Genomic DNA, 23,377 nt, shown 5'->3' on the forward strand with positions numbered 1-23,377 from the left:
GCTCAGGCGGAGGCGGCGGTGAGGTGCTCGAGCTCGTCCGGTGCGAGCTCGAGCGTCATGGACGCCAGCAGGGCGTCGAGCTGCTCGGTGTGGCGGGCGGAGGCGATCGGCGCGACGACGGTCGGCCGCGAGCGCAGCCAGGCGAGGGCCACCGAGGCCACCGGCACGTCGTGCGTGGCGGCGAGGTCGTCCAGCACGGCCAGCACACGCCGTCCGCGCTCGTCGAGGTAGCGCGACGCGCGCCCGGCCCGCGGGCTGTCCGGCGCGACGCCGTCACGGTAGGCGCCCGTGAGGAACCCCGAGGCCAGCGCCGAGTACGGCAGCACACCCAGACCGTGACGCTGCGCGGCGTCCCGCGACGCGCCCTCGAACCCTCGCTCGACGAGGTTGTAGAGCGGCTGCAGCGCGACGGGCCGGTGCAGCCCCTCGGCCTCGGCGACGGCGAACCACTCGGCGATGCGCTCGGGGGTGTAGTTCGACAGCCCGATCTCGCGGACCAGGCCGTCCTCGACGAGCCGGGAGAACGCCGTGGCGGCCTCGGCGACCGGGGTGTCGGGGTCGTCGGCGTGCGCGTAGTACAGGTCGACGTGGTCGGTGCCGAGCCGCTGCAGGGACGCCTCCGCGGCGGCGCGGACGTTGCCGGCGGACAGCCCCGGGAACCCCGGGTGCCGGGAGACCTTGGTGGCGATCACGACGTCGTCGCGGCGTCCCCCGCGCTCCAGCCAGCGGCCGATCGTGGCCTCGCTCTCGCCGCCGGTGTGCCCCGGTGCCCAGGCGGAGTAGGCGTCGGCGGTGTCGACCATCCGCCCACCGGCCCGGACGAAGGCGTCCAGCACGCCGAAGGACGCGTCGTCGTCGGCCGTCCAGCCGAACACGTTGCCGCCGAGGGCCAGCGGAGCGTTCGCGAGGTCGAGGGAACCGAGATGTGCTGAGATCGTCGACGGAGTCATACGGGAGACAATCGAGGAGGGGCCGCGCGCATTCCGGCGTCGGCCCGACGGGACCCGGGGCGGCGGCGGAGGTGGAGCACATGAGGCACCGGACGACGGACACGACGGCCACGGCACGGCACGACCGGGACGACCGCGTCGTGGACGCCCCGGCAGGCAGGTTCCGGGCGAGCGTCGGCGGCGACGTGCTGCGCGCCGGTGGGATCCGCTACGCCCGTGCCGCGAGGTTCTCGCCGCCCGTGGACGAGCCGCCGGCCGCCGGGACGGTGGACGCCACCGGGTTCTCGCCGTCGTCGCCGCAGAACCCCGACCCGATCGGTCTGGACGTCTTCGGGCCGGACTCGGCGCGCCCGCTGCCCCCGTCGGAGGACTGCCTGCGCCTGACGGTGACCGCCCCGGCGGACGTGCGACCGGGAGAGGGCTTGCCGGTGATCGTCTGGATCCACGGGGGGTCCTACGTCTCGGGTGCCGGTGACGCCATCAGCTACGACCCGTCGGCGCTCGTGCGCGAGCACCGGGTCGTCGTGGTCGCGGTGACCTACCGGCTGGGGGTCCTGGGGTTCCTCGGCGACGACGGCCGCCCCGCCAACCTCGGCCTGCGGGACATGCTGTCCGCGCTGCGCTGGGTGGCCCGCAACGCCGAGGCGTTCGGCGGCGACCCGGCGTCGGTGACCGTCATGGGCGAGTCCGCGGGCGCCGACGCGATCACCCGGCTCATGGTCGCCGACGGCGCCGCGGGACTGTTCCGGCGCGCCGTGGTGCAGAGCCCGCCGCTGGGGATCTCCCGGCGCCGCGCCCAGATGGCCGCCACGATGGCGGCCGAGGTCCGCGGCGTGCCCGACGACGCCGATCTGGACGAGCTCCTCGCCGCCCAGCGACGGGCCGTGCGCCGTGTGCTGCCCCGGTACGGGCTCCGGGCGGCGATGCCCTTCGGTCCCCAGCACGGCTACCCTCCCGTGCCTCCCGAGGAGCACCTCGAGGCGGCGTGGAGCCGCGTCGCGCCGGACGTCGACCTGCTGATCGGGACGAACGCGCGCGAGACGGCACTGTTCGTCGAGGGGGTCCTGCCCCGCACCATGGTGCCCGCCGTGGGACCGGCGCTGCGCGAGGGCGTCGGGCACGGGTTGACCCGCGCCGTCTACGGCCGCGCGGTCGACCAGTTCGTCGAACGGCACCGGCGTGCCGGCGGCCGTGCGGCGCGCTACACCTTCCTGGGCGGCCCGACCGAGCACCCGCTGCGCGCGGCGCACGCCACCGAGCTGCCCCTGCTGCTCGGGGACCCGGAGAGCTGGCGCGGCGTGCCGGTCGTGGCCGGCCGCGACGACGCAGAGCTCGTCGCCAGCGGTCGGCTGCTGCGCGGCGCCTGGGCCCAGTTCGCCCGGACGGGCCGCCCGCCCACGGACATCCCGGGCCTGCTGCGCGTCGACTGACGACAGGCGCGGGTCCGGCCGCCGCCCTCCTGCACCACGTTCCCGCACCGAAAGGCCCTCATGACGTCACGTCCCGCGATCAGTGCTGCCCCTCAGGCTCCGGACTGGGTGCCCGACGCCGTCGCCGCGGCCGGGGCCCGGCTCGTGCCGCTCGGCGCCGAGACCGAGGGGCTGCTGTGGTTCGGGCCCCTGGGTGTGGACGGGCTCGGCCCGGCGCTGTCGGCGGCGCCCGAGGCCCGGTGGGTTCAGCTCCCCTCCGCCGGTGTCGACGCCGGCCTGGAGGCCGGTCTCATCGACTCGACCCGCACGTGGACCTCGGCCAAGGGGTCCTTCGCGGAGCCCGTGGCCGAGCACGCCCTCGCCCTGACCCTCGCCGCGCTGCGCCGCCTGCCCGAGCGGGCCCGCACCCGCTCGTGGGGGCCGGAGTTCGGCCGGACGCTCTACGAGGCCGAGGTGCTCGTGGTCGGAGCCGGCGGGATCGCCCGGTCCTTCCTGGAGCTGCTGGGGCCGTTCCGCACCCGTGCGGTCGTGGTGCGCCGCCGCCCGGAGCCGGTCGACGGCGCCCGGGTCGTGACCTCCGAGAGGTTGCGGGACGAGCTCGGGCGGGCGGACGTCGTCGTGCTCGCCGCCGCACTCACGGACCGCACGCGGGCGATGATCGGGGCCGCCGAGCTCGCGGCGATGCGGCCCGGCGCCGTGCTGGTCAACGTGGCCCGGGGCGCGCTGGTCGACACCGACGCGCTCGTGGCCGCCCTGCGGTCGGGTCAGGTCGGGGCCGCGGGGCTCGACGTCACCGATCCCGAGCCGCTGCCGCCGGGGCACCCGCTGTGGGAGCTGCCGAACGCCCTGGTGACACCGCACACGGCCGACACCCCGGAGATGGTCGACCCGCTGCTGCGCCGACGGGTCGAGGAGAACCTGCACCGCTTCGTGCGGGACGAGCCGATGGTGGGTGTCGTCGATCCGCGGACCGGGTACTGAGACCCCGGGGCGTCACAGCTCCCGGTACCTGCCGGGCGCGTCGGGGCGGGCGAGCCGCACGGCCTCGACGCCGTACCAGGTGAGGCCGATCGCGAAGAGCAGTCGCTGGGCCGCGCCCGCCACGAACGGCATGGTCAGCATCGTCAACGGCAGCACCACGGCGGCCACGAGCGCGACGATGTCCAGGACGCGGATCCAGCCGGGTCGACGTCCCCGGCGGATCGTCACGGCCAGCACGCCGACCATGAAGGCGAACCCGACGGTCGTCGACGCCACCGTGTGCAGGGTGTCCTCGGCCCGGTCCCAGGCGGCGCTGTACCAGGGGCTGTGGGAGAACACCGCGACACCGAACATCCCGGCGCCGTAGACCGCGTGCGCGCCGCGCCCCCACGGACCCCACGCCTCCCCCGCGCGCGCGGCCTCGACCAGCACCGCGAGCCCGAGCAGCACGAACCCCGTGCGCGCCACCCAGGCACCCGGCACCCCTTGTCCCGCGGACTCGCTCACCGAGTGCCGCACGACGTCGTAGGAGTCGGGGACGGCCAGCGGGGCGAGGGCCAGGCACAGCAGAGCAGCACCGAGCAGGACCAGCACCGTCACCGCCGAGGATCGACTCACGACCTCACGATCTCATCGTCGCGCCGGTCGGGCGCGACGTCGTGACGCCGGGTGAAGTCCGCGCGGGCGTGGGCCGCCCCGCGAGCGTGCGCCCGCCGACCTGCCTACGTTCGACCCGGTGACGCAGGAGCAGGCTCGACGGCGAGTCCGCCCGGTCACCCGACCCCCAGGAGGTTCCGAGATGAAGAAGCTCGCTGTCGGCGCTGCCACGCTCGCCCTGCTCGCCGCTCCCCTCGCCGCCGCCCCGGCCGCCGCCGCGGGGCACGGACCGCACCCGTCCTGCTGGGGCCAGGCCTCGGCCGTGTTCGCCCAGATGCAGATGATGGGCGAGCACTCGTCGTCGTTCGCCACCCCACGTGTGGGGCTGCGCAACCTGGCCCGCTCCGCGCTCGGCGAGGACGCCACCATGGCCGACCTCGGGGTGTTCGTCGCCGATGAGCTCGGGCTGTCCATCGACGCCTGCATGTGACCTGCGGTGGCGCCCGGGGACGGTCGACCCCCGGGCGCCCTGGGAACATCGTCACACCGGTCGGGGGCCGGTCAGCACGGTGTCGTGACCTACCCTCGGGCCATGGCCACCTTCTCCTCCGTCACGCGTCCGCACGTGCTCTCGGCGATCGCCGAGCACGACGACCGCGGTGCCACCGCGTTCCTCAGGCTCTACGGGTTCACCCCGACCCCGGGGGTCACGCTGACGCACGAGGGCCGGACCTACGACGCCACGGCCCTGCTCGCCGTCGCGCACCGCTACGCGACCGGACGGGCCGCCCTGCCCGAGGAGATGACCGGGGGCAAGGTCGCCGTGGGCACGCTGCTGAGCAAGCGCGGGTTCGACGTCACGGGCGCCCCGTCCTCCCGGACGACCGCACGCCGCACGACGGCCTCCCGGCCCGCCACGCCTCGCAAGGCTCCCGAGCCGGAGAAGCCCACCCCCGTGTGCCCGTCGTGCTTCATGGCCCTGCCCGCGACGGGGGTCTGCGACAGCTGCGGGTGAGCCCTCTCACCCGTCGGTGACGGGTGTGGCGCGACGCCCCGATTGTTACGGTGGGGGGTATCTGGACGACGCCCCCTGACGCCGGAGACGATGCGCACATGACGTGGCTCTACCTGGCACTGCTCGTGCTCGGTGCCACGCTGCTCGGCGTCACGGCCGTGCGCGTGCTCGTCGGCGGCCTCCGCCCCCCGCACCGCGCCCGCCCGGACGACACGCCCGCCGCGCCCGCGAGACCGCGGGCCGCGACCTCGACGGCGCGAGAGATCCTCGACGAGCGGTACGCCGCCGGCGAGCTGAGCACCGAGGAGTACGACCACCGACGCCGGGTCCTGGAGCGCTGATGGAGCCCATCAGCCGGCGCACCGCGTTGACCCTCGGCGGGCTGGGGCTCGTCAGCGCCACCGTGGGGGGCGTGGGTCTCTGGCGCGAGCTGAGCACCACCGGCACGACCTCGGGAGCGACGGGCGAGACCCTCCGCGCCCCCGAGGTCGTGCGCAGCACCGACGGCGTGCTCGACGTCCGGCTGGAGGCGGCCCGCGGGACCCACGAGATCGCCGGACGACGGGCCACCACCCTGGCGTACAACGGCGGTGTTCCCGGTCCGACCCTGCGGGTGCGCGCCGGGGACACGGTGCGCGTCGAGCTCGTCAACAGCACGGACGAGACGACCAACCTCCACGTGCACGGCCTGCACGTCTCGCCCGAGGGCACCGCGGACAACGTCTTCCTCGCCGTCGAGCCCGGCGGGTCCCAGCAGTACGAGTACATGCTGCCCGCCGATCACCCGGCCGGGACGTACTGGTACCACCCGCACCACCACGGCACCGTCGCGGACCAGCTGTTCGGGGGCCTCTACGGCGCCATCGTCGTCGAGGAGGACGACGCGCTCCCCGTCACCCGCGAGCGCACCCTGGTGATCGCCGACATCACCCTGGACGGCGCCGGAGCCGTCGCGGCGCCCTCGGCGCCGGAGCGCATGATGGGACGTGAGGGTGAGCTGCTCCTCGTCAACGGGCAGCGGCGCCCTCGCCTGCGGGCGGCGGCCGGGGAACGCGAGCGCTGGCGGATCGTCAACGCCTGCGCCTCCCGGTACCTGGACCTGAGCCTGGCCGGTCAGAGCGTCCGGGTGATCGGGCGTGACGGCCCGCGGTCCACGGGCATGCCGTCGCTGGACGACGCCGTGCTCGCCCCCGGCAACCGCCTCGACCTCGTCGTGGACATGCGCGAGGGCACCGGTGAGCTGGTCGCCGCTCCGTTCGACCGCGGCGGGCCGATGGGTCGGATGATGGGCGGGGGCACGGGCGCCGGAGGCGACGACCCCGTCGTGGTGGCCGACCTCGCCGTCGCCGCCGGCCCGGGGGCGGACCTCGGCCCGCTGCCGCCCGCCCCCGCACCGCGCGACCTCCGCGGCGCGCCGGTCGACCGGCGCCGCACCCTCCGGTTCGCGATGGGGAGGGGCGGCACGATGGCCGGGGACGGCGGCCGGTTCACCATCGACGGGCGGACCTTCGACCCCGAGCGCGTCGACCAGCAGGTGAGGCTGGGCACGGTCGAGGAGTGGACCATCGTCAACGACAGCCCGATGAACCACCCCTTCCACCTGCACGTCTGGCCGATGCAGGTGGTCACCGCCGCCGGCGTCGACCCCCCGGCCCCGCTCTGGCTCGACGTGGTCGACGTCCCGGCCGGGCAGAGCGTGACCGTGCGGGTGCCGTTCGAGGACTTCGGCGGACGCACCGTGTACCACTGCCACATCCTCGATCACGAGGACCTGGGAATGATGGGCGTCGTCACCGCCCGGTGACGCCGACAGGAGGGAGAGAGCCATGATGGGCGACGGATTCGGCATGGGATGGATGTGGCTCGTGTGGCCGCTGATCGTCGTCGGCGTGGTGCTGGTGGTGCTGGCGGTGGTGCTGGCCGTCCGGAGCAGCGGGAACTCTCGAGGCGGCGGCCAGGCACCTCCCGCGACGCCGGGGCGCCCGCCGAGCCGGGCCGAGGAGATCCTCGACGAGCGGTACGCCCGTGGTGAGCTCACCGACGAGGAGTACCAGGACCGCCGCCGGCGCCTGCGGGACGGCACCGAGCGCTGATCCCGGCGTGATCACACCAGGCGGTGCTCGTAGGCGTAGGCGACGGCCGCCGCGCGCGACCCGACGTCGAGCTTGGCGAAGATGTTCGACAGGTGCCGCGCCACCGTCTTGACCGACAGCACCAGCTCGGCCGCGATCTCGGCGTTGGTGTACCCCTCGGCGACCAGGCACAGCACCTCGACCTCCCGGGCGCTCAGACCGCCGGGCCGCTCCTCCCCGGGCAGCAGCGCGGCCACCTGGGCCGAGGCGGGCATCGCGCCCAGCTCGGCGAAGGTCCGGGCGGCCGGCTCGAGCTCGGCGAGCGCCGACCGCTCGTCACCCAGCGCTCGCAGGGCGCGCGCGACCAGCACGCGGCACCGGGCGCACTCGTAGGGGGCCTCGAGGCCACCCCACGACGTCCCGGCCCGACGGGCGGCGGCCAGCGCGCGTTCGGCGTCGCCGCGGGCGAGAGCGACGGATGCCGTCGCGTACGCCCCGGCGGCGGCCAGGGCGACGCTGCCGAACTCGTCGGCGGTGGCACGGATCTCGTCGGCGAGCCCCGCCGCCTCGTCGACCTCTCCCGCCGCGGTCAGGATCTCGACCGCGGCCGGGAGCAGGGCCGAGCGCCGCACCGGGTCGACGGCCTCGGCGAGCGACACACGGATCGCGCGCTCGGCGGCGTCGGTCTCGCCGCGCGCGAGCCACAGCAGCGACCGGCCGGGCTGACCCGGGTGGCCGAAGCCGGTCGCCCGGTCGTAGGCGGATGCGGCGTCGTCCTCCCGGCCGAGGACACGCAGCGCCTCGCCGCGCTCGTAGTGAGCGAGACCGGCGGCCGCTCCCCCGCCGGCGGTGCCGTGCCGCGCGGCAGCGTCCTCCAGCTCGCGCACCGCGTCCGGGAACGCGCCGTGCATGCGCAGCAGCTGGCCGCGGTGCACGGCGCACTGACCGGTGAACGCCACCAGGCCGGCCTGGCGGTCGCACCACGTCGACATCGCCCGGGTCCACTCGTGGGCGCGTCCGAGGTCGGACAGCTCCTGGCACGCCTCGATCGCGGCGCAGAAGGCGAGGCCGGAGTAGATCGGCGAGGTCTCACCGGCCACGACCGACGCCATCGCCTCGTCGACGAGCGCGAGACCACCAGGCACGTCGCCGGTGTAGATCCGCAGCCGCCCCTCGACGACCAGCCCCGCCGCGGCGAGGTCCGGGTCGGCGAACCGTCGACCGTAGGCCGTGACGGTCGGCGCGAGCGCGAGGGCGTCGGCGATCTCCCCGCGCGCCAGGTGGGCGAAGGTCTGGCGCTCGCGCAGGTACCCGTGCTCGACGACGTCCTCGTCCAGCCGCCCGAGCAAGCCCTCGGCCCGGGACAGCCAGCCGTGGGCGACCGCTCGCTCTCCCGCGTCCTCCAGGACGGTGGTCAGCCACAGCGCGGCCCGTGCGGCCCCGCGCAGGTCACGGGCCTTCTCGGAGGAGCGGTAGGCGCGGTGCAGGGCCTGGACGACGTCGTCGTGCCGTCCCACCAGGTATGCCGCGGTGGCGAGAGCGACGAAGTCGGGGCCGACCAACGCGTCGTCGTCGAGGGCGCTCAGCAGGCGGTAGGCCGAGATCCAGTCACGCCGCTCGTAGGCCGCGCGAGCGAGGTCGAGGTCCTCCGGTGCACCCATCGCAGATCATCCCTGCTCCCGACGATAGCTCCGCCCCCGACTCCTCGACAGGGCGGCGGCTCACGCCGACGCCAGGGACCGCGACACCGGCCGGGCGGCACGGTGGGCGATGTGGTCGGCGACGTACGCGGCGTCGGCGGCGACGCCGGGGAGCACCATCGAGGCCATCGACCACTGGAAGACCAGTCCGCAGAAGTACAGGCCCGGGACGTCGTGCGCGACGCCACGGTACTCCCGAGGCCATCCGTCGTCGCCGAGGACCGGCAGCTCGATCCAGGAGTGGTCCAGCGCGTAGCCGGTGCACCACACGACCGTCTCGACGTCCACCGCGGTGCCGTCGGCGAGCAGCGGCCGGCCGTCAGCGGTGACGTCCTCGACGCGTTCCTCGATCCAGGTCACGCCGCGCTCGGCGAGCTCGCGCCGCGTGATGCGCGCCGTCGGCAGGCCGTGGTGCGGTCCGCGCAGGCGCCGCATGAGGGCCCGCCCCGGCGGGGTGCGGCGGGTCAGGACGTGCCGGGCCACGAGGACGAGAAGGGGCGTCCCGATCCGGTCCCAGCGCGACCCCGGCCGCACCGGTTCCCGGCCGGTGAACCGGCCGCACAGCGTCACCGGGACGTGCGCGGCGAGCTCGTAGGCGATCTCGCAGCCGCTGTGCGACGTGCCGACCACCAGGGTGGGGCCGCTCACGGACGCCGGCGACCGGTACTCGCTCGAGTGGAGCTGGCGGACGGAGGGGTCCAGCCGCCGGGCGACGTCGGGGACGGCCGGTGTGCGCCCGCGGGTGCCGGTGGCGACCACGACGTCGTCACAGGCGATCGCCTCGTCGCCCACGTGGGCGAGGAACCCGCCATCGGGTGCCGCGGTCAGCCGGTCGACCCGGGTGCGCAGCCGCACGGGCAGGCCCGTCTCGAGGGCGTACTGCTCGAGGTAGTCGGCGACGTCGTCCTTGCCGGGGTAGGACCACGGGTCGCCCGGGAACGGCAAGCCCGGCAGCCCGTCGTAGCGGACGGGCGTGAACAGGCGCAACGAGTCCCAGTGGCAGCGCCAGTTGTCGCCGAGCCGGGCGTTGCCGTCCACGACGAGGACCTGGACACCTCGTTCCTGCAGCTCGTGGGCGGTGGCCAGGCCGGCCTGGCCCGCGCCGATGACGAGGGTCTGCACGTGCTGACGGTGCGGGTTCATGTCCTCGACGCTAGGTCGCGGTGCGGGGACCCGGCATCGGACGAACGACCCATCTCCGCCTCGGGCCGGATGGGTCGGACGTCGCGGGGCCGCTCAGGGTGCCGTCGCCGTGGGCTGACGCAGGATGGACGACATCTTCTTGCCGCGAGCCACCTCGTCGACGAGCTTGTCGAGGTACCGGATCCGCTGCATCAGGGGGTCCTCGATCTCCTCGACGCGGTGCCCGCAGATCACGCCCGTGATGAGCGAGGCGTGCGGGTTCATCCGCGGCGCCCGCTCGAAGAACGTGGCCATGTCGACCTCGTCGTCCAGCACCCGCTGCAGCCCGGCCTCGTCGTAGCCGGTCAGCCAGGTGATGACCTGGTGGAGCTCGTCGACGGTGTGCCCCTTGCGCTCGACCTTGGCCACGTAGTGCGGATAGATGCTCGCGAAGCTCGTGCTGAAGATGCGGTGGCCCGCCATCGTCCGCCTCCTGGTCGCCGTCCGGCCGGTCGACGTCATCGTCGCACGGCGGGCGTGACATGCGCGTGACACGGCGGTGACGAGCCCCGACGAGCATCGGCGGGAGGGCGGACCGACCGGTCGCGCCGTGGAGCGAGTCGAGGGGCGACATCGTGACGACCATGCGATTCGGAGGCAGGACCTTCAGCAACGGCGACCTGCCGTCCGCGGTGCTGAGCGAGCTCTCCCCGCGGGGCGTGCACGGCACCTCGGGGCGCTCCCGCGCGTACCTGCGCAAGGATGCGGCGCGCTCGTGGAACCGCGCGATCCGGCAGGTCCGGTCCGAGACCGGCCTCGACCTGACGGTCCGCGGATGGAACCGCTCGCGGGCGGAGCAGGAGCTCTTCTTCTTCCAGCGCTACCGCCGCGGTGCCAGCAGCCCGTTCCGCGACTACCGGTTCTACCGGGGCGTGAAGTACGGGCGCGTGTCGGGTGCAGCCGCCGCCGTCCCCGGGTTCTCCAACCACGGCTGGGGGCTGGCGGTCGACGTCAACGACTTCGGTGGCGTCGGCGAGTTCGGCAACGCCCGGCGGGTCAAGGCCTACCCGATCCTCAAGACCTACGGGTGGACCGAGACCGAGGGGCGCCGGGTCAGCGAGCCCTGGCACCTCGTCTACGACCCGGCCGCCGACCGCGCGAAGGGCGGCGGCAAGCCCCGCGCCAAGAAGGCTCCCCGACGCAAGCCGACGCGACCGCCGACGATCAAGCGTCGCAGCAGGCAGCGTGCCTGGGTCGCGCTGTGGCGGGAGTTCCTCACGGCGGAGAAGGGCTCCGACCCCGGCACCGGCACGGCGTTCGACGGGACCCTCCACGACGCGACCACGCAGTGGCAGAAGCGCCACGGCCTCGAGCCGGACGGCGTCGTCGGGCCGAAGACCTGGTACACCGCCACCAGCGGCGTCCGGACCGGGAGCCGGGGCAGCGCCGTCCAGATCGCCCAGCGCATCGGCGGGTTGCGCGGGTCCGCCGTCGACGGCGTCGCGGGGTCGGTGTTCGCGAGCCGGTGGAAGCAGATCCAACGGTGGCTGGGGGTCGAGGCCGACGCCGTCATCGGGCCGAAGACCGTCGCCGCGCTCATCGCGAAGGGTTGACCCATGATCCCGGACCTGTCCCACCTCGCCCTGCGCACCACGACCGCCGCGCTGGCCGGAGGCACGATCGCCCGGCTCGTCCGCCGGGACGCCGACGACGCGGGACCCGACGTCGTCGCCACCGCGGTCGCCGCAGGCGCCTACGCCGTCCTGGTGACGGTGCTGGCCGAACGCGTCCACCCGGCCTTCGGCCTCGCCCTCGGCGACGTCGGCGTGCTGCGACCGGCGCGGGACGTCGTGGAACCCACCCCGGACTACGAGGCCGAGAACGAGGCGCTCGTCATGGCCGCCGGGCCGGTGGACGACGAGCCGACCCCTGAGGATCTGGGTGACCCGAGCCCGGAGGAGCTGCGGGGCTCAACGCCCGGGGACGGATAGCCGTCGGGGCGACGGTTGCGCGCCTTGGGGCGGGGCCGCGACGGCGCCCAGCAGTCCCGACACGGTGGGCGACGGTTCGATGCCGAGCTCGGTGCGCAACGTCGTGCAGCAGGCGTCGTACGCCCGGCAGGCCTCGCCCACGTTGCCCTCGGCCAGGTGGATCGAGATCACCGTGCGGTGCGCGCTCTCGCGCAGCTCGTCGGCACGCAGGGCGGCGAGTGCCGCCTCCAGCGCGAGGCCGAACCTCCCGGCCGCGGCCAGCCGCGCCGCCGTGGCCTCCAGGACGTGCAGCCGCAGCTGGTGCAGCCGCTCCCGCTCGGTCTCGAGCCACGGGTCGTCCCAGTCGGGCAGGAGCTCGTCGCCGCCCAGCTCGGGCGCGCCCTCGTCGGCCTGCACCCGCGCGTCCGGATCTCCCAGCAGGGTGCGCGACGCCGCGATGAGCCGGTCGACGTCGACGTCCGGACCCAGCCCGAGCTCGACCACGCCGTGGGCGGCGGCCACGAGGCCAGGCGCCGCCTGATTGACGCGCCAGATCCCCGTGCGCAGGCTCGCGAGGGCCCGTTGCTCCTGGGTGTCCGGCCAGAGCATCCCCGCCAGCCGGCTGCGACCCAGCCGGCCGCGCAGGGCCAGCATGGCGACCAGGCGCTGCGCTCCCACGGGGAGCGAGACGGGTTCCCCGTCGACGTCGATGCCGAACGGGCCGAGCAGGCTGATCGCGACGACGGGGGCAGGGCGCGACGGCGAGCGGGTCCTCTTCTGCTGCGACACGCGTCACCCCCGGGGGCGGGTAGGCGGCCCGTGGGGCCGCCGGCGAACGTCCACGACACCAAGGAGGAGCCGGTGCCCTCCGTCCATGATACGAACGTCCCTCCCGCTCACCGGCGCGGACCTCCATTTCACCCCGCCCGCGTCCGCCGTGACGGCGGGGTGATGGGGCGGTGACGTCGCACCGCGCAGGATCGGCCCCATGAGCACCTTCCCGGGCAGCCCCCGCACGGTCCCCGGCGCCGTCGTGGCCGTCGAACCGCTCGGTGCGCTCTCCCGCGTGGCCGTGTTCCAGTACAACCCCGACCAGGTGCGCCGGACGCTGCGCCGTCGGACCCCCGAGGGCAGGACGGGCTCCTCGGACCGTGACCGGATCTGGGGTGCCCCCACCCAGCGGATCTCCCTGCGCATCGAGCTGGACGCCGCGGACGAGATGGAGGTCGGGAACCCGGCGTCGAGCCCCTCCGGGGTCGCGGCCGGGCTCGCCGTGCTGGAGATGCTCCTGTACCCGGCGGTGGCGTCGGTCGTGGCGAACGTCGCGCTGCTCGCCGCCGGCACGATCGAGGTCGTGCCCCCGCGAGCGCGGCTCGCCGTGCTCGCCTGGGGCCCCGGGCTCGTCGTCCCGGTCACCGTCCAGGAGCTCGACGTGACCGAGGAGACGTTCGACCCCACGACCCTCCTGCCCACCCGCGCGACCGCGGAGCTCACGCTGGACGTCCTCACCTACGACGACCTCGCCCCGACCGACCCGGGGTTCGCCGTGTTCCTCGCCCACCAGGTGGCCAAGGAGGCGCTGGCGACGCTCGGCGGGGCCCACGGGGTCGCGGCCCTGGCCGGGGGTGCCTGAGATGTCCCGGTACGCCGACGTGCCCACCACGACCCTGGAGGTCGTCGCCGACGACGGGAGCCGTCGACAGGTGCGCTACCTGCGGCGACGTTTCCCTCCCGAGGCACCGCCGTCGCCGGCCCGGCACACGGTCGTCCCCGGGGACCGCCTCGACCTGCTCAGCGCCCGGCTCACCGGCGACCCGCTCGGCTTCTGGCGGCTCTGCGACGCCAACACCGCGCTCGACCCGGACTCCCTGGTCGACGCCGAGGCCGCGGGCACCCGCATCGTCGTGCCGCTCCCGGGGACGGCGCGATGACCGGCGACCTCGGCTGCCACGTCACCCTCCTCGCCGGCGCCACCGTGCCGGTGCCCCTGCCGCCGGACCTGACCGCGCGGGTGGTGTCGGTGACGGTCACCGAGTCCGACCACGACCGGTCCGCCTTCACCGTCGTCCTCGACGCCGGGCGCTCCGGCCCCCTCGGCGCCCTCGACACCCCCGTCCTGGGGCCGACGTCGCCGCTGCGTCCCGGCTCGCGCGTGGTCGTGGTGCTGACCACCGGCGTCGTCCCGCACGTCCTCGCCGACGGCATCGTCACCGAGACCGAGCTCACGCCAGGGAGCACCGCGTCGGCCGCGGAGCTGCGGGTCACGGGTCACGACCTGTCGGTGCTGCTGGACCGCCGGGAGCGCTCGGCCGAGCACGTCGCCCTCGAGGACTCCCTCCAGGCCCTGGCGATCGCCGCCGGGTACGCGGTGCACGGCGTCGCCCCGCTCGTCGTCCCGCCGGCCGACCTCGACCCGCCGCTGCCGATCGAGCGCACCCCCACGCAGCAGGGCACCGACTGGTCCCACCTGCAGCTCCTCGCCCGGCGCCACGGGTACGTGTGCTGCATGGTGCCGGGCCCGTTCCCCGGTCTCTCGACCCTGTACTGGGGCCCGCCGGTCCGCGAGGGACTGCCGCAACCGGCGCTCGCGGTCGACTGCGGGCCCGCGACCAACGTCATCGGCGCGCTCCGCTTCCGGGAGGACGCCCTGACGCCCGAGGTCCAGGAGGGGCGGGTCATGGACCGGCGCACCGGCGTCACCCTCCCCGTGCGGACCGTGGCGCCGCTGCGCGTCCCGCAGACGGCCATGCCGACCTGGGCGACCCACGCCGGCGACGTGCGCGTCCGCCAGTTCCGCGACTCCGGCGTGGGCGCCGTGACGGCCTTCGCCCGCGCGCAGGCGACCACCGATCGCGCCGCCGACGCCGTGACGTGCGACGGCACGCTCGACGGGGCGGTGTACGGAGACGTGCTGCGGCCGCGTGCCCTCGTCGGGCTGCGCGGCGCCGGCTGGTCGCACGACGGGCTCTGGTACGTGCGCCGGGTCGTGCACCAGGTGCGGCCGGGCGCATGGACGGCCGACTTCTCGCTGACCCGCGACGGGCTCGGCTCGACGGTGCCGGTGGTGAGGGTGCGATGAGCGAACCGTCCGGCGAGCCCCGCCGGTTCTACGGCAAGTACCGCGGCACGGTCGAGAACGACCTCGACCCGATGCAGCTCGGACGCGTCCAGGTCTCGGTGCCGGCGGTCCTCGGCGAGGGCACGCTGAGCTGGGCGATGCCCTGCACGCCGTACGCCGGAGACCAGGTCGGGCTCTTCCTCGTCCCGCCCCGCGGGGCGCGCGTGTGGGTCGAGTTCGAGGCGGGCGACCCCGACCAGCCGATCCTCGCCGGCTGCTTCTGGGGCCTCGGGGAGGTGCCGGCGAGCCCGGCGGTCCCCCAGCTCAAGGTGCTGCGGACCGAGGCGGTGACCGTCGAGGTCAGCGACGTGCCGGGGGCCGGGGGCGTGCGGATCAGCGTCGACCCGCCGGCGGTCGCGGTCCCGATCGCCGTGGAGGCCACCGCGTCGGGGGTCGAGATCTCCGTCGGGGCCAGCAAGATCGCGCTCACCGCCGCTTCCGTGTCGATCAACGACGGTGCGCTGGAGGTGACCTGATGCCCGGGTTCCTCCTCACCACCGCCTCCTCCGTCGCGTGCGCGCACCAGGGCGCGGCCACGGCCGTCGTGCCGGCGGCACGGGTGCGCCTCGGTGGGACCCCGGCCGTGCTCCTGTCCTCGCCCTGGACGGTGGCCGGCTGCACGTTCCCTCCGCCCAGCGCCGGCAACGGCCCGTGCGTGACGGGGACGTTCACCACGGGGAGCGTCCGCGTGACGTCGACCGGGCAGCCGCTCGCCCTCCAGCATGCGCCCGGGCAGTGCGTGCCCACGGGCACACCCCTGATCGTGCGCCAGACCCAGCCGCGGGTGCGTGCGACGTGACCGACGACGTGCCCCGCCGCGCGTGGGCCCCCAGGCACCTCGCGTTCCCGCTGCGGCTCGACGGCCGGGGCCGCACGGCCATGGCCGACGACGCCGAGTACGTCCGCGGGCTCGTCGAGCAGGTGCTGTTCACGGCGCCGGGCGAACGCGTCAACCGGCCGGACTTCGGCAGCGGCGTCGGCCGACTGGTGTTCGCCCCGACCGACGACGCACTCGCCCACTCCACCCAGGCCCTGGTGCACGGCGCCCTCCAGCGTTGGCTCGGTGATCTCCTGCAGGTCGAGGAGGTCCGGGTGACGTCCGTCGACTCGCGGCTCGAGGTGGTCGTGGAGTACCTCCCGCTGTCCGCCACGGCACCCGAGGAGCGCCGCACCGTCACCGTCTCGGGAGGCGCCCCGTGAGCGCCGGGGGGTTCCTCGCCGCGGTCGACCAGGAGTCGCGCCGTGCGCAGGTGCGCGGGGTGCCGGGCCTCGACGGCGTCGACTTCGTCGAGGTGCTCTCCAACCACCGGGGGTCGGCCGGGTACGTGCCGTCGGCCCCCCAGCAGCGCACCCTGCTGGTGCACCTGGTCAACGGCCCCGTCCCCGCCGACTGGGGCGCCGACCGCGTCGAGGTGCTCGGCGGGGTGCGTTCCGACCCGGCCCTCAACCCGGTCGCCGTCGAGTGGGCCTACCCGGCCGAACGGGTCCTCGACCCGACCGTGCCTCTTCCGGACCCGGCGCTGCCGCACGTCGGCGCCGGTGACCGCGAGCTCGTCGACCGGGCGCTCCGGGACCCGGCCGGCCAGCCCGACACGGAGGCCCGTGCGCGCGCGTTCGTCGTGCGCACCTCGTCCCCGGGCGACTGGTCGACGTACACGCTGCGGCTCGTGGACTCCGCCGACGCCGCGGGCTCCGCCCCTCCCCCGGGGTTCGACGTCGCGCTGGCCACCGCGCCGTTCACCTTCACCGTGGACTGCCCCACGGACCTCGACTGCGCGCCCGGGACCCCCGGCGCACCGACGGACGAGGACCTGCTGCCCGGGGACTACCTCGCCCGTGACTACGAGGGCCTGCGCACGCGGCTGCTGGACCGGGTCGCGACCCTGCTGCCGGGGTGGACGGACGACGGGCCCGCGGACCCCGCCGTCATGCTGGTCGAGCTGTTCGCCGCTGTCGGCGACCGCCTGGCCGCCTGGCAGGACGCCGTCGCCGTCGAGGCGTACCTCGGCACGGCACGGCGCCGCACCTCCGTGCGACGGCACGCCCGCCTCCTCGGCTACACGGTGCACGAGGGATGCTCGGCACGTGCCCTGCTGGCCTTCACGACCCCCTCCGGCCAGGACGTCGTCGAGGTCCCTGCCGGCACTCCCGTCACGGACCTGCCGGGCCGCGTCGAGGCCGGGTCGCCGCTCGACGCGGCGGACCAGGGCGCCACCGTGTACGAGACGATGACGCGCCTCACCGTGCGGGCCGTCCGCGACGCGCTGCCGCTGTACGCGTGGGGCGGATCCGACCACCGCCTGCCGGCCGGGACCACCGCGGCGTTCGTGGCGACCGGCCTCACCGAGGATCCCCGGCTGCGGCGCGGTGACCTCCTGGTGCTGGCCGAGCAGCCCGCCGACGGGACGCCCGGCGCCGGGCCGCCGGACCGGCGTTACGCGGTGCGGCTCGTGCGCGACGCCGAACGGTTCGAGGACGAGCTCCACGGCGTCGCGGTGTGGCAGCTCGTCTGGTCCCGGGACGACGCGCTGCGCGGCCCGCTCCAGGTCCGCGCCGGGGATCCCGCCGCCGTGCGGGCGGTCGCGCTCGCGAACGTCGTCGTGGCGGACCACGGCACGACGGTCGTGGGCGAGCCGCTCGTCCCCCCGTCCGTGCCGGCGTCCCGCGCGTACCGCCCGCGCCTGCGCAGACCGGGGCTCGCCCCGGTGGACCCGCGGCTGCCCGAGGCCGCCTCCGCGAGCGCCCTGCTCTCCCCCGACCCGACCCGTGCGGGCGCGGCGATGTCGCTGTGGGACGGGCGCCGCGAGTGGATCCCCCGGCCGGACCTGGTGGGCAGCGGGCGGCTCGCGGCGCACGTCGTGGTCGAGCCGGAGCCCGGTGGCGTCTCCCGGCTGCGGTTCGGCGACGGGCTGAACGGTCGCCGTCCGACGCCCGGCAGCGAGCTGCGCGCCACCTACCGGATCGGGGGCGGCCCGGAGGGGCGGGTCGGCGCCGGGCGCCTGGTCAGGGTGCTGCCCGCGGCGCGCCCCGACGCGGTGCTCACCGGTCCCCCGCCCGTGGTGTGGAACCCGCTGCCGTCCTCGGGCGGGGCGGCCCCGGAGTCGCTCGAGCAGGTGCGCCAGCTCGCGCCGGCGGCCTTCCGGACCCAGCGCCGGGCGGTCACCTCGCGCGACTACGCCGTGGTCGCCGAGCTCGACCCCGGCACGCAGCGGGCGGTCTCGCGACGCCGGTGGACCGGTTCGTGGTACGCCCAGGAGGTCACGCTCGACCCCCTGGCGGGCGCCGACGACGAGTCCCTGCGCGCGGCGGTGACGGCCGAGCTCGAGGTGCGCCGGACGGCGGGCGTGGACGTCGAGCTCGAGCGACCGGTGCACGTGCCGCTCGACCTCGTGCTCACCGGCTGCGTCCGGCCCGGCTATCCGCGCGAGGACGTCGAGCAGCGGCTGCGCGAGGTGTTCTCGTCGGGGGTGGGGACCGACGGACGGCGCGGTTTCTTCCACCCCGACCGCTTCACCTTCGGCGACCCCCTGCGGCTGTCGGACGTCGTCGCCACCGCCACGGCGGTCGACGGGGTGGCGTGGGTCGAGCCGGACCGGTTCACCCGTGCCGGTGCCACCCGGGCGCAGGCGGCCGCCGACCTGGCCGCCGGCGTGATCGTGATGCAGCCCCGCGAGCTCCTGCGCTGCGACAGCGACGTCAACGAGCCGGAGGCCGGGCGCGTCGTGGTCCACCTGGGAGGTGGGTCATGACGTGCGACTGCCAGGGCCCGGGCTGCTGCTGCGGGGACGAGGAGCCGGTCACCAACGCGCCGGGGCTCAGCGCCCTGCGCTGGCGTGTCGCCCCGCACGGCGCGGCCCTGCGACGGATGCGCCGGACCCTGCCCGCACCGGGCGCGGACGACCCGGCGGCCGTGCTCCTGGACGCGTGGGCCGTCGTCACCGACGTCGTGTCGTTCTACACCGAGCGCATCGCGCAGGAAGGGTTCCTGCGCACCGCCACCGAGGGGCTCTCGGTGCGCGAGCTGGCCCGCACCATCGGCTACGAGACGCGGCCCGGCGTCGCCGCCCGGACCGAGCTCGCGCTCGACGTCGAGGAGGCGCCGGGGGCACCGGCCACGGTGCACGTCCCGGCGGGCTCTCCGGTGCGGACGATCCCGGCCCCGGACGCCCTGCCGCAGGTCTTCGAGACCTCGGCCGAGCTCGAGGCGGTCGCCGCGTGGAACGCGGTGCCCGCGCTCGCCACGGTCCCCCAGCCGCTGGGCTGGAGCGTGACCGACGTCTGGCTGCCCACCCTGACCCCCGGCGTCCAGGTGGACGACCGCCTGCTGGTCGTCGGGGCCGAGCGCGCGGGCGTCGGACCGGGAGACCCGCACGGCCCGGACACCGAGCGGTGGGACCTGCGCCGGGTGACCGCCGTCGAGGTGGCACCCGCCGCCCACCCCGGCTGGACGAGGATCCGGCTCGACCGCCGGATCGGTTTCCGCGCCTCCACCCCGCTCGTCGCCGAGGACGACGTGCAGGTCTTCCGCCTGGCACGCCGTCTCGCCCTGTTCGGTCACGACGCGCCCGACCCGCAGATGTTCAGCGCGGACTTCCGGCCGCCCCGGGTACCGTCCGGCGACGACTGGTCCGGTCTCGCGGCGAACTCCGTGGGCCCGCGGCTCGTGGAGCTCGCCGGCGACCACCCGGACGTCGTGCCCGGGTCCTGGCTGGTGCTGGAGCAGCCAGGGCTCACCGAGGCCTACCGGGTGGAGGACGCCACCCCCGACGGGGACAAGCGTTTCGGCCTGTCGGGGCGGATCACCCGGCTGCGGCTCGACATCGACGAGAACCTGGCGGGCTTCGACCGTCGGCAGACCGTCGTCCACGCGGTCTCCCGGCCCCTGTCGGCGGCCGTCATGCCGCGGTTCGACCCCGTCGGCGCCGCACCCGGGAGCTCCGCGACGGTGCTGGACGTCGCGGGCACCACGCCGCCGCTGCCGGCGGGACGGCTGGTCGCCGTCACCGGCCGGACCACCACCGGAGCCCCGGGCGTGGAGACCGCCGTCGTCGTCGCCTCCACGGCGCTCCCGGGCGGCGGGCAGCGGCTCGTCCTCGACCCCGCCCTGACCCAGGCCTACGACGCCGGGACCGTGGTGGTGCGGGCCAACCTCGTCCCCGCCACCCACGGCGAGACCGTGCACCAGGTGCTCGGCAGCGGCGACGGCCGCGTCGCGTTCCCCCGGTTCCGCCTGCGTCGCGGGCCGCTGACCCACGTCCGCTCGACGACGGCGGCGGACGGGGCGGTGGCCGACCTCACCGTCCTCGTGGAGGACGTCGCCTGGCGCGAGGTCCCGTCCCTGCTCGACGCGGGTCCGCACGACCAGGTCTACGTGCTGCGGCTGGACGCGGAGGGACTCGGCACGGTGACGTTCGGGGACGGCGCCCACGGGGCACGGCTGCCCTCCGGCACGGAGAACGTGCGTGCCGTCTACCGCGTCGGGATCGGTCCCGACGGCGCGGCCGGGACGGGTCAGGTCTCGCTGCCGGTCCGGCGTCCCCGCGGCATCGGCACGGTCGCCAACCTCGCCCCCGCGCGCGACTGGGCGGGCCCGGAGGACCTCGGGCAGGCGCGGGTCAACGCCCCGCAGCGGATCCGGACGCTCGACCGGGCGGTCTCGGTGGCCGACCACGCCGACTTCGCCCGCGCGTACTCGGGTGTCGGACGGGCGCGCGCGGACCTCGTCTGGGACGGGAGGGCGGACCGGGTGGTGGTGTCCGTCCTGGCCGCCGACGGCGGTCCGGCGTCGGGTGCGCTGATCACGGACCTGCGCTCCACGCTGGAGGACGCCCGTGACCGCCGGACGCCGTGGACCGTCGTGGCGGGCGAGGTCGTCGACGTGGCCGCGAAGCTCACCCTCGACGTGGACCCCCGGCACGAGCGCGACGCCGTCCGCGACGCCGTGACGGCCGCGCTCCTGGACACGTTCGGCGGGCTCGACCTGGGCGCGCCGCTGGCGGCGTCCGCGGTCCTGGTCGCGGCGACCTCCGTGGACGGGGTGCTCTCGGCGACGATGCCCGTGCTCCGGGGACCGGTCGGGGACGACGCCCTGCTCACCGCCGAGCCGGCCCGCTGGGACACGGGGACCCGCACGGTGCGGCCCGCCCGGGCGCTGCGGCTCGTGCCCGGCCTGCTCGACGTGGGGGTGCGGACATGACCGTCGACGACGCACGCCGCGACGAGCGCACCGACTACCTCGCGGCGCTGCTGCCCGCCCACGTCATGGAGCGCGACGCCGAGACCGGCGGGCTGGTCCGCGCCCTGCTCGGCGCCGTCGCGGGCGAGCTCGCCCGGGTCGAGGACGACCTCGACGCGCTGTACGACGCCTGGTTCGTGGAGACGGCACCCGAGTGGGTGGTGCCCTACCTCGCCGACCTCGTGGGGCTCGACTCGCTGCCCGGCGACCTCGGCACCGGCAGCGGCGCCGGCGTGAGCCGTCGGGCCGTCGTCGCCAACACCGTCGCCTACCGGCAGCGCAAGGGCACGGTCGCCGTGCTGGAGCAGGTGGTCCGCGACGTCACCGGCTGGCCCGCACGGGCCGTCGAGTTCTACCGGCTCCTGGCCACGACGGCGCACGTCAACCACGTGCGTCCCGACCGGCCGGCGCTGGCGTCCCTGCGGCACGCCGGCGGCGTCGAGCTCGAGGCGGACGGGCTCGCCCACGGCGCTCTCACCACCCGCGCGCACACCGCGGAGGTGCGCCGGGTGGACCCCGGTCCGACGGGAGGCCGAGGCCGCTACGGCATCCCGCACATCGGCGTGTTCGTGTTCCCGTCGCAGGTGTACGAGGTGACCGGGACCCGCGCGCACCCGGTCGGCACGGACCTCCTCACCCACCCGCTCGACCGCCCGTGCCCGTGGTTCTTCCCGCCGGCGACCGAGGACACGATCGAGCACCTGGCCGGTGAACCAGACCTTCCGGTCCCGCTGCGCCCGCGACGGCTCCTCGCCCTGCTGCGGGGCGCGCGGCAGGGCACGGCCACCCCGGGGACCCTGCCCGTGACGGTCCGGGTCGACGACGGTGACGCCCTGCCGCCCGTCCGCCTCCGCGTCTGCGGTCTGGAGGGCCTCGCCCGCCGGGGCGACGACACCGCCGACACCGGGGACGACGACCCGACGCAGGCGCTCGACGGCTGGCAGGTGGTGGTGGACCCGGTCGCCGGGCGCATCCAGCCGTACCTCGACGGCGACCCGTACGACCCCGCCGTGCACGGCGTGCACGTCTTCGACGTGGACCACGCCGCGGGGGCCGTCGCCGACGTCGGTGCGGGGACGTACGACCGGTCCGCGGCCCACGACGACGCGCTCGACGGCGACCCGTTCGTCGCGGTCGAGGACCGCCGCGACCGCGTCGACGCCCAGGCCGGCGTGCCGGGCGGCCCGGCCGCGCCGGACGTCGTCACCATCGCCGACGCCGTCGCCGCCGTCGCGGACGGCTGGGCCGCGGACGCGGCGTCGCACCCCGGTGGCACCCGCGTCGTCTCCGTGGCCGACCCGACCGACCACGTCGGCGACGTCGACCTCGCCGTGCCGGCCGACTCGCGACTCGTCGTGGTGGCCGCCGCGTGGGAGGCGCGCACCCTGCTGTCCGGCGACGTGGCGGCGCCCGTCCCGGGCGTCTACGCGCCGACCGGTCTGCGACCGCGCGTCGTCGGGGACGTCCTGGTGACCGGCGCGGAGGGCAGCGCGCTGCTGCTGGACGGGCTGGTGGTGCTCGGTGACGTGCGCGTCCGGCCCGGGAACCTGACCTCCCTCACGGTGAGCCAGTGCACCGTGGCGGGCCGGGTGCTCGTCGAGGGAACCGCCGGCGACGCGAACCGGGCGCTGCAGGTCACGGTCGTGCGCAGCATGGTCGGCGGCGTCGAGCTCGTCGGCACGGTGCCGGGGCTGCGGCTCGCGGACAGCGTGGTCGACCCGGGCCTGGTCGTCCTGGCCGGAGGGTCGGCCGGCCCCGCCGTCCGGGCCGACGGCGCGCACACGAGGATCGACGGCTCGACGCTGCGCGGAGAGGTCGGGTGCCGCCTGCTCGACGTCACCTCCAGCATCTGCGACGGCGTCGTGACCGTGGAGGACCGTCAGCGCGGCTGCGCGCGGTTCTCCTACCTCGGCCCGGGGTCGCGCACCCCCCGCCGGTTCCGGTGCGTGCCGTCCGCGGACGCGGACGGTGCGCCCGGGCCCGCCTACGCGTCCCTCGACCCTGCCTCGCCGTCCTACCCCGCCCTCTCCGCGACCGCACCGGTGGCGATCCGCCGGGGCGGCGAGGGCGGCGCCGAGATGGGCGTCCACCACCACCTGCGGCGTCCCCTGCGGACGGACGCCGCCCGCCGTCTCGTCGAGCCGTACGTGCCGGCGGGTATGCAGATCGGGATCTTCGGGAGCTGAC

Annotated in this window: 24 protein-coding genes; 18 read left to right on the forward strand and 6 right to left on the reverse strand. The window is 75.8% G+C overall.

Features of this window, described 5'->3' with window-relative positions; genetic code table 11:
- Positions 1–2: 2 nt before the first annotated feature.
- On the reverse strand, positions 3–950 hold the full coding sequence (locus tag Q6347_RS14350) for an aldo/keto reductase (RefSeq protein ID WP_304607705.1): 948 nt from the start codon (positions 948–950) through the stop codon (positions 3–5).
- 80 nt (positions 951–1,030) lie between these two features.
- On the opposite strand from Q6347_RS14350, the gene Q6347_RS14355 reads away from it, so the two are divergent.
- Positions 1,031–2,380, forward strand: a complete 1,350-nt coding sequence (locus Q6347_RS14355) for a carboxylesterase family protein (RefSeq protein ID WP_171245738.1) — start codon at positions 1,031–1,033, stop codon at positions 2,378–2,380.
- Positions 2,381–2,440: 60 nt separating this feature from the next.
- On the forward strand, positions 2,441–3,361 hold the full coding sequence (locus Q6347_RS14360; RefSeq protein WP_304607706.1) for an NAD(P)-dependent oxidoreductase: 921 nt from the start codon (positions 2,441–2,443) through the stop codon (positions 3,359–3,361).
- Between the two features lie 12 nt (positions 3,362–3,373).
- Here the strand turns inward: Q6347_RS14360 and Q6347_RS14365 are convergent, their stop codons facing one another.
- The gene (locus Q6347_RS14365) at positions 3,374–3,979 is read right to left on the reverse strand and encodes a DUF998 domain-containing protein (RefSeq protein ID WP_171245736.1); all 606 of its coding nucleotides are present in this window, start codon (positions 3,977–3,979) and stop codon (positions 3,374–3,376) included.
- Between the two features lie 181 nt (positions 3,980–4,160).
- On the opposite strand from Q6347_RS14365, the gene Q6347_RS14370 reads away from it, so the two are divergent.
- The 5 genes from Q6347_RS14370 to Q6347_RS14390 all read left to right on the forward strand — a co-directional run bounded on the left by Q6347_RS14370 (position 4,161) and on the right by Q6347_RS14390 (position 7,066).
- The gene (locus Q6347_RS14370; RefSeq protein WP_171245735.1) at positions 4,161–4,448 is read left to right on the forward strand and encodes a hypothetical protein; all 288 of its coding nucleotides are present in this window, start codon (positions 4,161–4,163) and stop codon (positions 4,446–4,448) included.
- Positions 4,449–4,550: 102 nt separating this feature from the next.
- Positions 4,551–4,973 (forward strand): hypothetical protein, encoded by a 423-nt coding sequence (locus Q6347_RS14375; protein ID WP_304607707.1) that lies wholly within the window; start codon positions 4,551–4,553, stop codon positions 4,971–4,973.
- Between the two features lie 98 nt (positions 4,974–5,071).
- Positions 5,072–5,314: an SHOCT domain-containing protein gene (locus Q6347_RS14380; RefSeq protein WP_304603949.1), complete on the forward strand. Its 243-nt coding sequence runs from the start codon at positions 5,072–5,074 to the stop codon at positions 5,312–5,314.
- Positions 5,314–6,777 carry a multicopper oxidase family protein gene (locus Q6347_RS14385; RefSeq protein WP_304607708.1) on the forward strand — a complete coding sequence of 488 codons (1,464 nt, stop codon included), beginning with the start codon at positions 5,314–5,316 and terminating at the stop codon, positions 6,775–6,777. The genes Q6347_RS14380 and Q6347_RS14385 overlap by 1 nt, the downstream gene beginning before the upstream one ends.
- A 22-nt stretch (positions 6,778–6,799) precedes the next feature.
- A complete protein-coding gene (locus tag Q6347_RS14390) occupies positions 6,800–7,066 on the forward strand; it encodes an SHOCT domain-containing protein (RefSeq protein WP_304603951.1) in 267 nt (88 codons plus the stop codon).
- 11 nt (positions 7,067–7,077) lie between these two features.
- On the opposite strand, the gene Q6347_RS14395 is transcribed toward Q6347_RS14390, so the two are convergent.
- From Q6347_RS14395 to Q6347_RS14405, 3 genes are all read right to left on the reverse strand, one after another.
- The gene (locus tag Q6347_RS14395; RefSeq protein ID WP_304607709.1) at positions 7,078–8,706 is read right to left on the reverse strand and encodes a LuxR family transcriptional regulator; all 1,629 of its coding nucleotides are present in this window, start codon (positions 8,704–8,706) and stop codon (positions 7,078–7,080) included.
- A 60-nt stretch (positions 8,707–8,766) separates the two neighbouring features.
- Positions 8,767–9,888 (reverse strand): NAD(P)/FAD-dependent oxidoreductase, encoded by a 1,122-nt coding sequence (locus tag Q6347_RS14400; protein ID WP_304607710.1) that lies wholly within the window; start codon positions 9,886–9,888, stop codon positions 8,767–8,769.
- Between the two features lie 93 nt (positions 9,889–9,981).
- Positions 9,982–10,350, reverse strand: coding sequence for a DUF2200 domain-containing protein (locus Q6347_RS14405; RefSeq protein ID WP_304607711.1), 369 nt, complete (start codon positions 10,348–10,350; stop codon positions 9,982–9,984).
- 161 nt (positions 10,351–10,511) lie between these two features.
- Here Q6347_RS14405 and Q6347_RS14410 point away from each other — a divergent pair, with 161 nt between their 5' ends.
- Complete coding sequence (locus tag Q6347_RS14410) at positions 10,512–11,480, forward strand: peptidoglycan-binding protein (RefSeq protein WP_304607734.1); 969 nt, start codon at positions 10,512–10,514, stop codon at positions 11,478–11,480.
- Positions 11,481–11,483: 3 nt separating this feature from the next.
- Positions 11,484–11,858, forward strand: coding sequence for a hypothetical protein (locus Q6347_RS14415; protein WP_304603955.1), 375 nt, complete (start codon positions 11,484–11,486; stop codon positions 11,856–11,858).
- Here Q6347_RS14415 and Q6347_RS14420 read toward each other — a convergent pair.
- The gene (locus Q6347_RS14420; protein WP_304607712.1) at positions 11,838–12,626 is read right to left on the reverse strand and encodes a BTAD domain-containing putative transcriptional regulator; all 789 of its coding nucleotides are present in this window, start codon (positions 12,624–12,626) and stop codon (positions 11,838–11,840) included. The genes Q6347_RS14415 and Q6347_RS14420 overlap by 21 nt on opposite strands.
- Positions 12,627–12,825: 199 nt before the next feature.
- Here Q6347_RS14420 and Q6347_RS14425 point away from each other — a divergent pair, with 199 nt between their 5' ends.
- Genes Q6347_RS14425 through Q6347_RS14465 form a run of 9 tightly spaced genes read left to right on the forward strand, consistent with a single transcriptional unit; the run spans position 12,826 to position 23,376 of the window.
- The gene (locus Q6347_RS14425; RefSeq protein ID WP_304603957.1) at positions 12,826–13,470 is read left to right on the forward strand and encodes a hypothetical protein; all 645 of its coding nucleotides are present in this window, start codon (positions 12,826–12,828) and stop codon (positions 13,468–13,470) included.
- A gap of 1 nt (position 13,471) precedes the next feature.
- A complete protein-coding gene (locus Q6347_RS14430) occupies positions 13,472–13,768 on the forward strand; it encodes a hypothetical protein (protein WP_304603958.1) in 297 nt (98 codons plus the stop codon).
- Positions 13,765–14,916: a hypothetical protein gene (locus tag Q6347_RS14435; RefSeq protein ID WP_304607713.1), complete on the forward strand. Its 1,152-nt coding sequence runs from the start codon at positions 13,765–13,767 to the stop codon at positions 14,914–14,916. The genes Q6347_RS14430 and Q6347_RS14435 overlap by 4 nt, the downstream gene beginning before the upstream one ends.
- A complete protein-coding gene (locus Q6347_RS14440) occupies positions 14,913–15,431 on the forward strand; it encodes a phage baseplate assembly protein V (RefSeq protein WP_304603960.1) in 519 nt (172 codons plus the stop codon). The genes Q6347_RS14435 and Q6347_RS14440 overlap by 4 nt, the downstream gene beginning before the upstream one ends.
- Positions 15,431–15,754 (forward strand): hypothetical protein, encoded by a 324-nt coding sequence (locus Q6347_RS14445; protein ID WP_304607714.1) that lies wholly within the window; start codon positions 15,431–15,433, stop codon positions 15,752–15,754. Before Q6347_RS14440 ends, Q6347_RS14445 begins: the two co-directional genes overlap by 1 nt.
- Positions 15,751–16,155 carry a GPW/gp25 family protein gene (locus Q6347_RS14450; RefSeq protein WP_304603962.1) on the forward strand — a complete coding sequence of 135 codons (405 nt, stop codon included), beginning with the start codon at positions 15,751–15,753 and terminating at the stop codon, positions 16,153–16,155. The genes Q6347_RS14445 and Q6347_RS14450 overlap by 4 nt, the downstream gene beginning before the upstream one ends.
- Positions 16,152–18,704, forward strand: coding sequence for a hypothetical protein (locus Q6347_RS14455; RefSeq protein WP_304607715.1), 2,553 nt, complete (start codon positions 16,152–16,154; stop codon positions 18,702–18,704). Before Q6347_RS14450 ends, Q6347_RS14455 begins: the two co-directional genes overlap by 4 nt.
- Positions 18,701–21,151 (forward strand): baseplate J/gp47 family protein, encoded by a 2,451-nt coding sequence (locus tag Q6347_RS14460; RefSeq protein ID WP_304607716.1) that lies wholly within the window; start codon positions 18,701–18,703, stop codon positions 21,149–21,151. Before Q6347_RS14455 ends, Q6347_RS14460 begins: the two co-directional genes overlap by 4 nt.
- Positions 21,148–23,376 carry a phage tail protein gene (locus tag Q6347_RS14465; protein WP_304607717.1) on the forward strand — a complete coding sequence of 743 codons (2,229 nt, stop codon included), beginning with the start codon at positions 21,148–21,150 and terminating at the stop codon, positions 23,374–23,376. Before Q6347_RS14460 ends, Q6347_RS14465 begins: the two co-directional genes overlap by 4 nt.
- Position 23,377 lies beyond the last annotated feature (1 nt).

Source organism: Isoptericola sp. b408 (assembly GCF_030588085.1).
In the GTDB taxonomy this organism is placed as follows: Bacteria; Actinomycetota; Actinomycetes; order Actinomycetales; family Cellulomonadaceae; genus Isoptericola; species Isoptericola sediminis.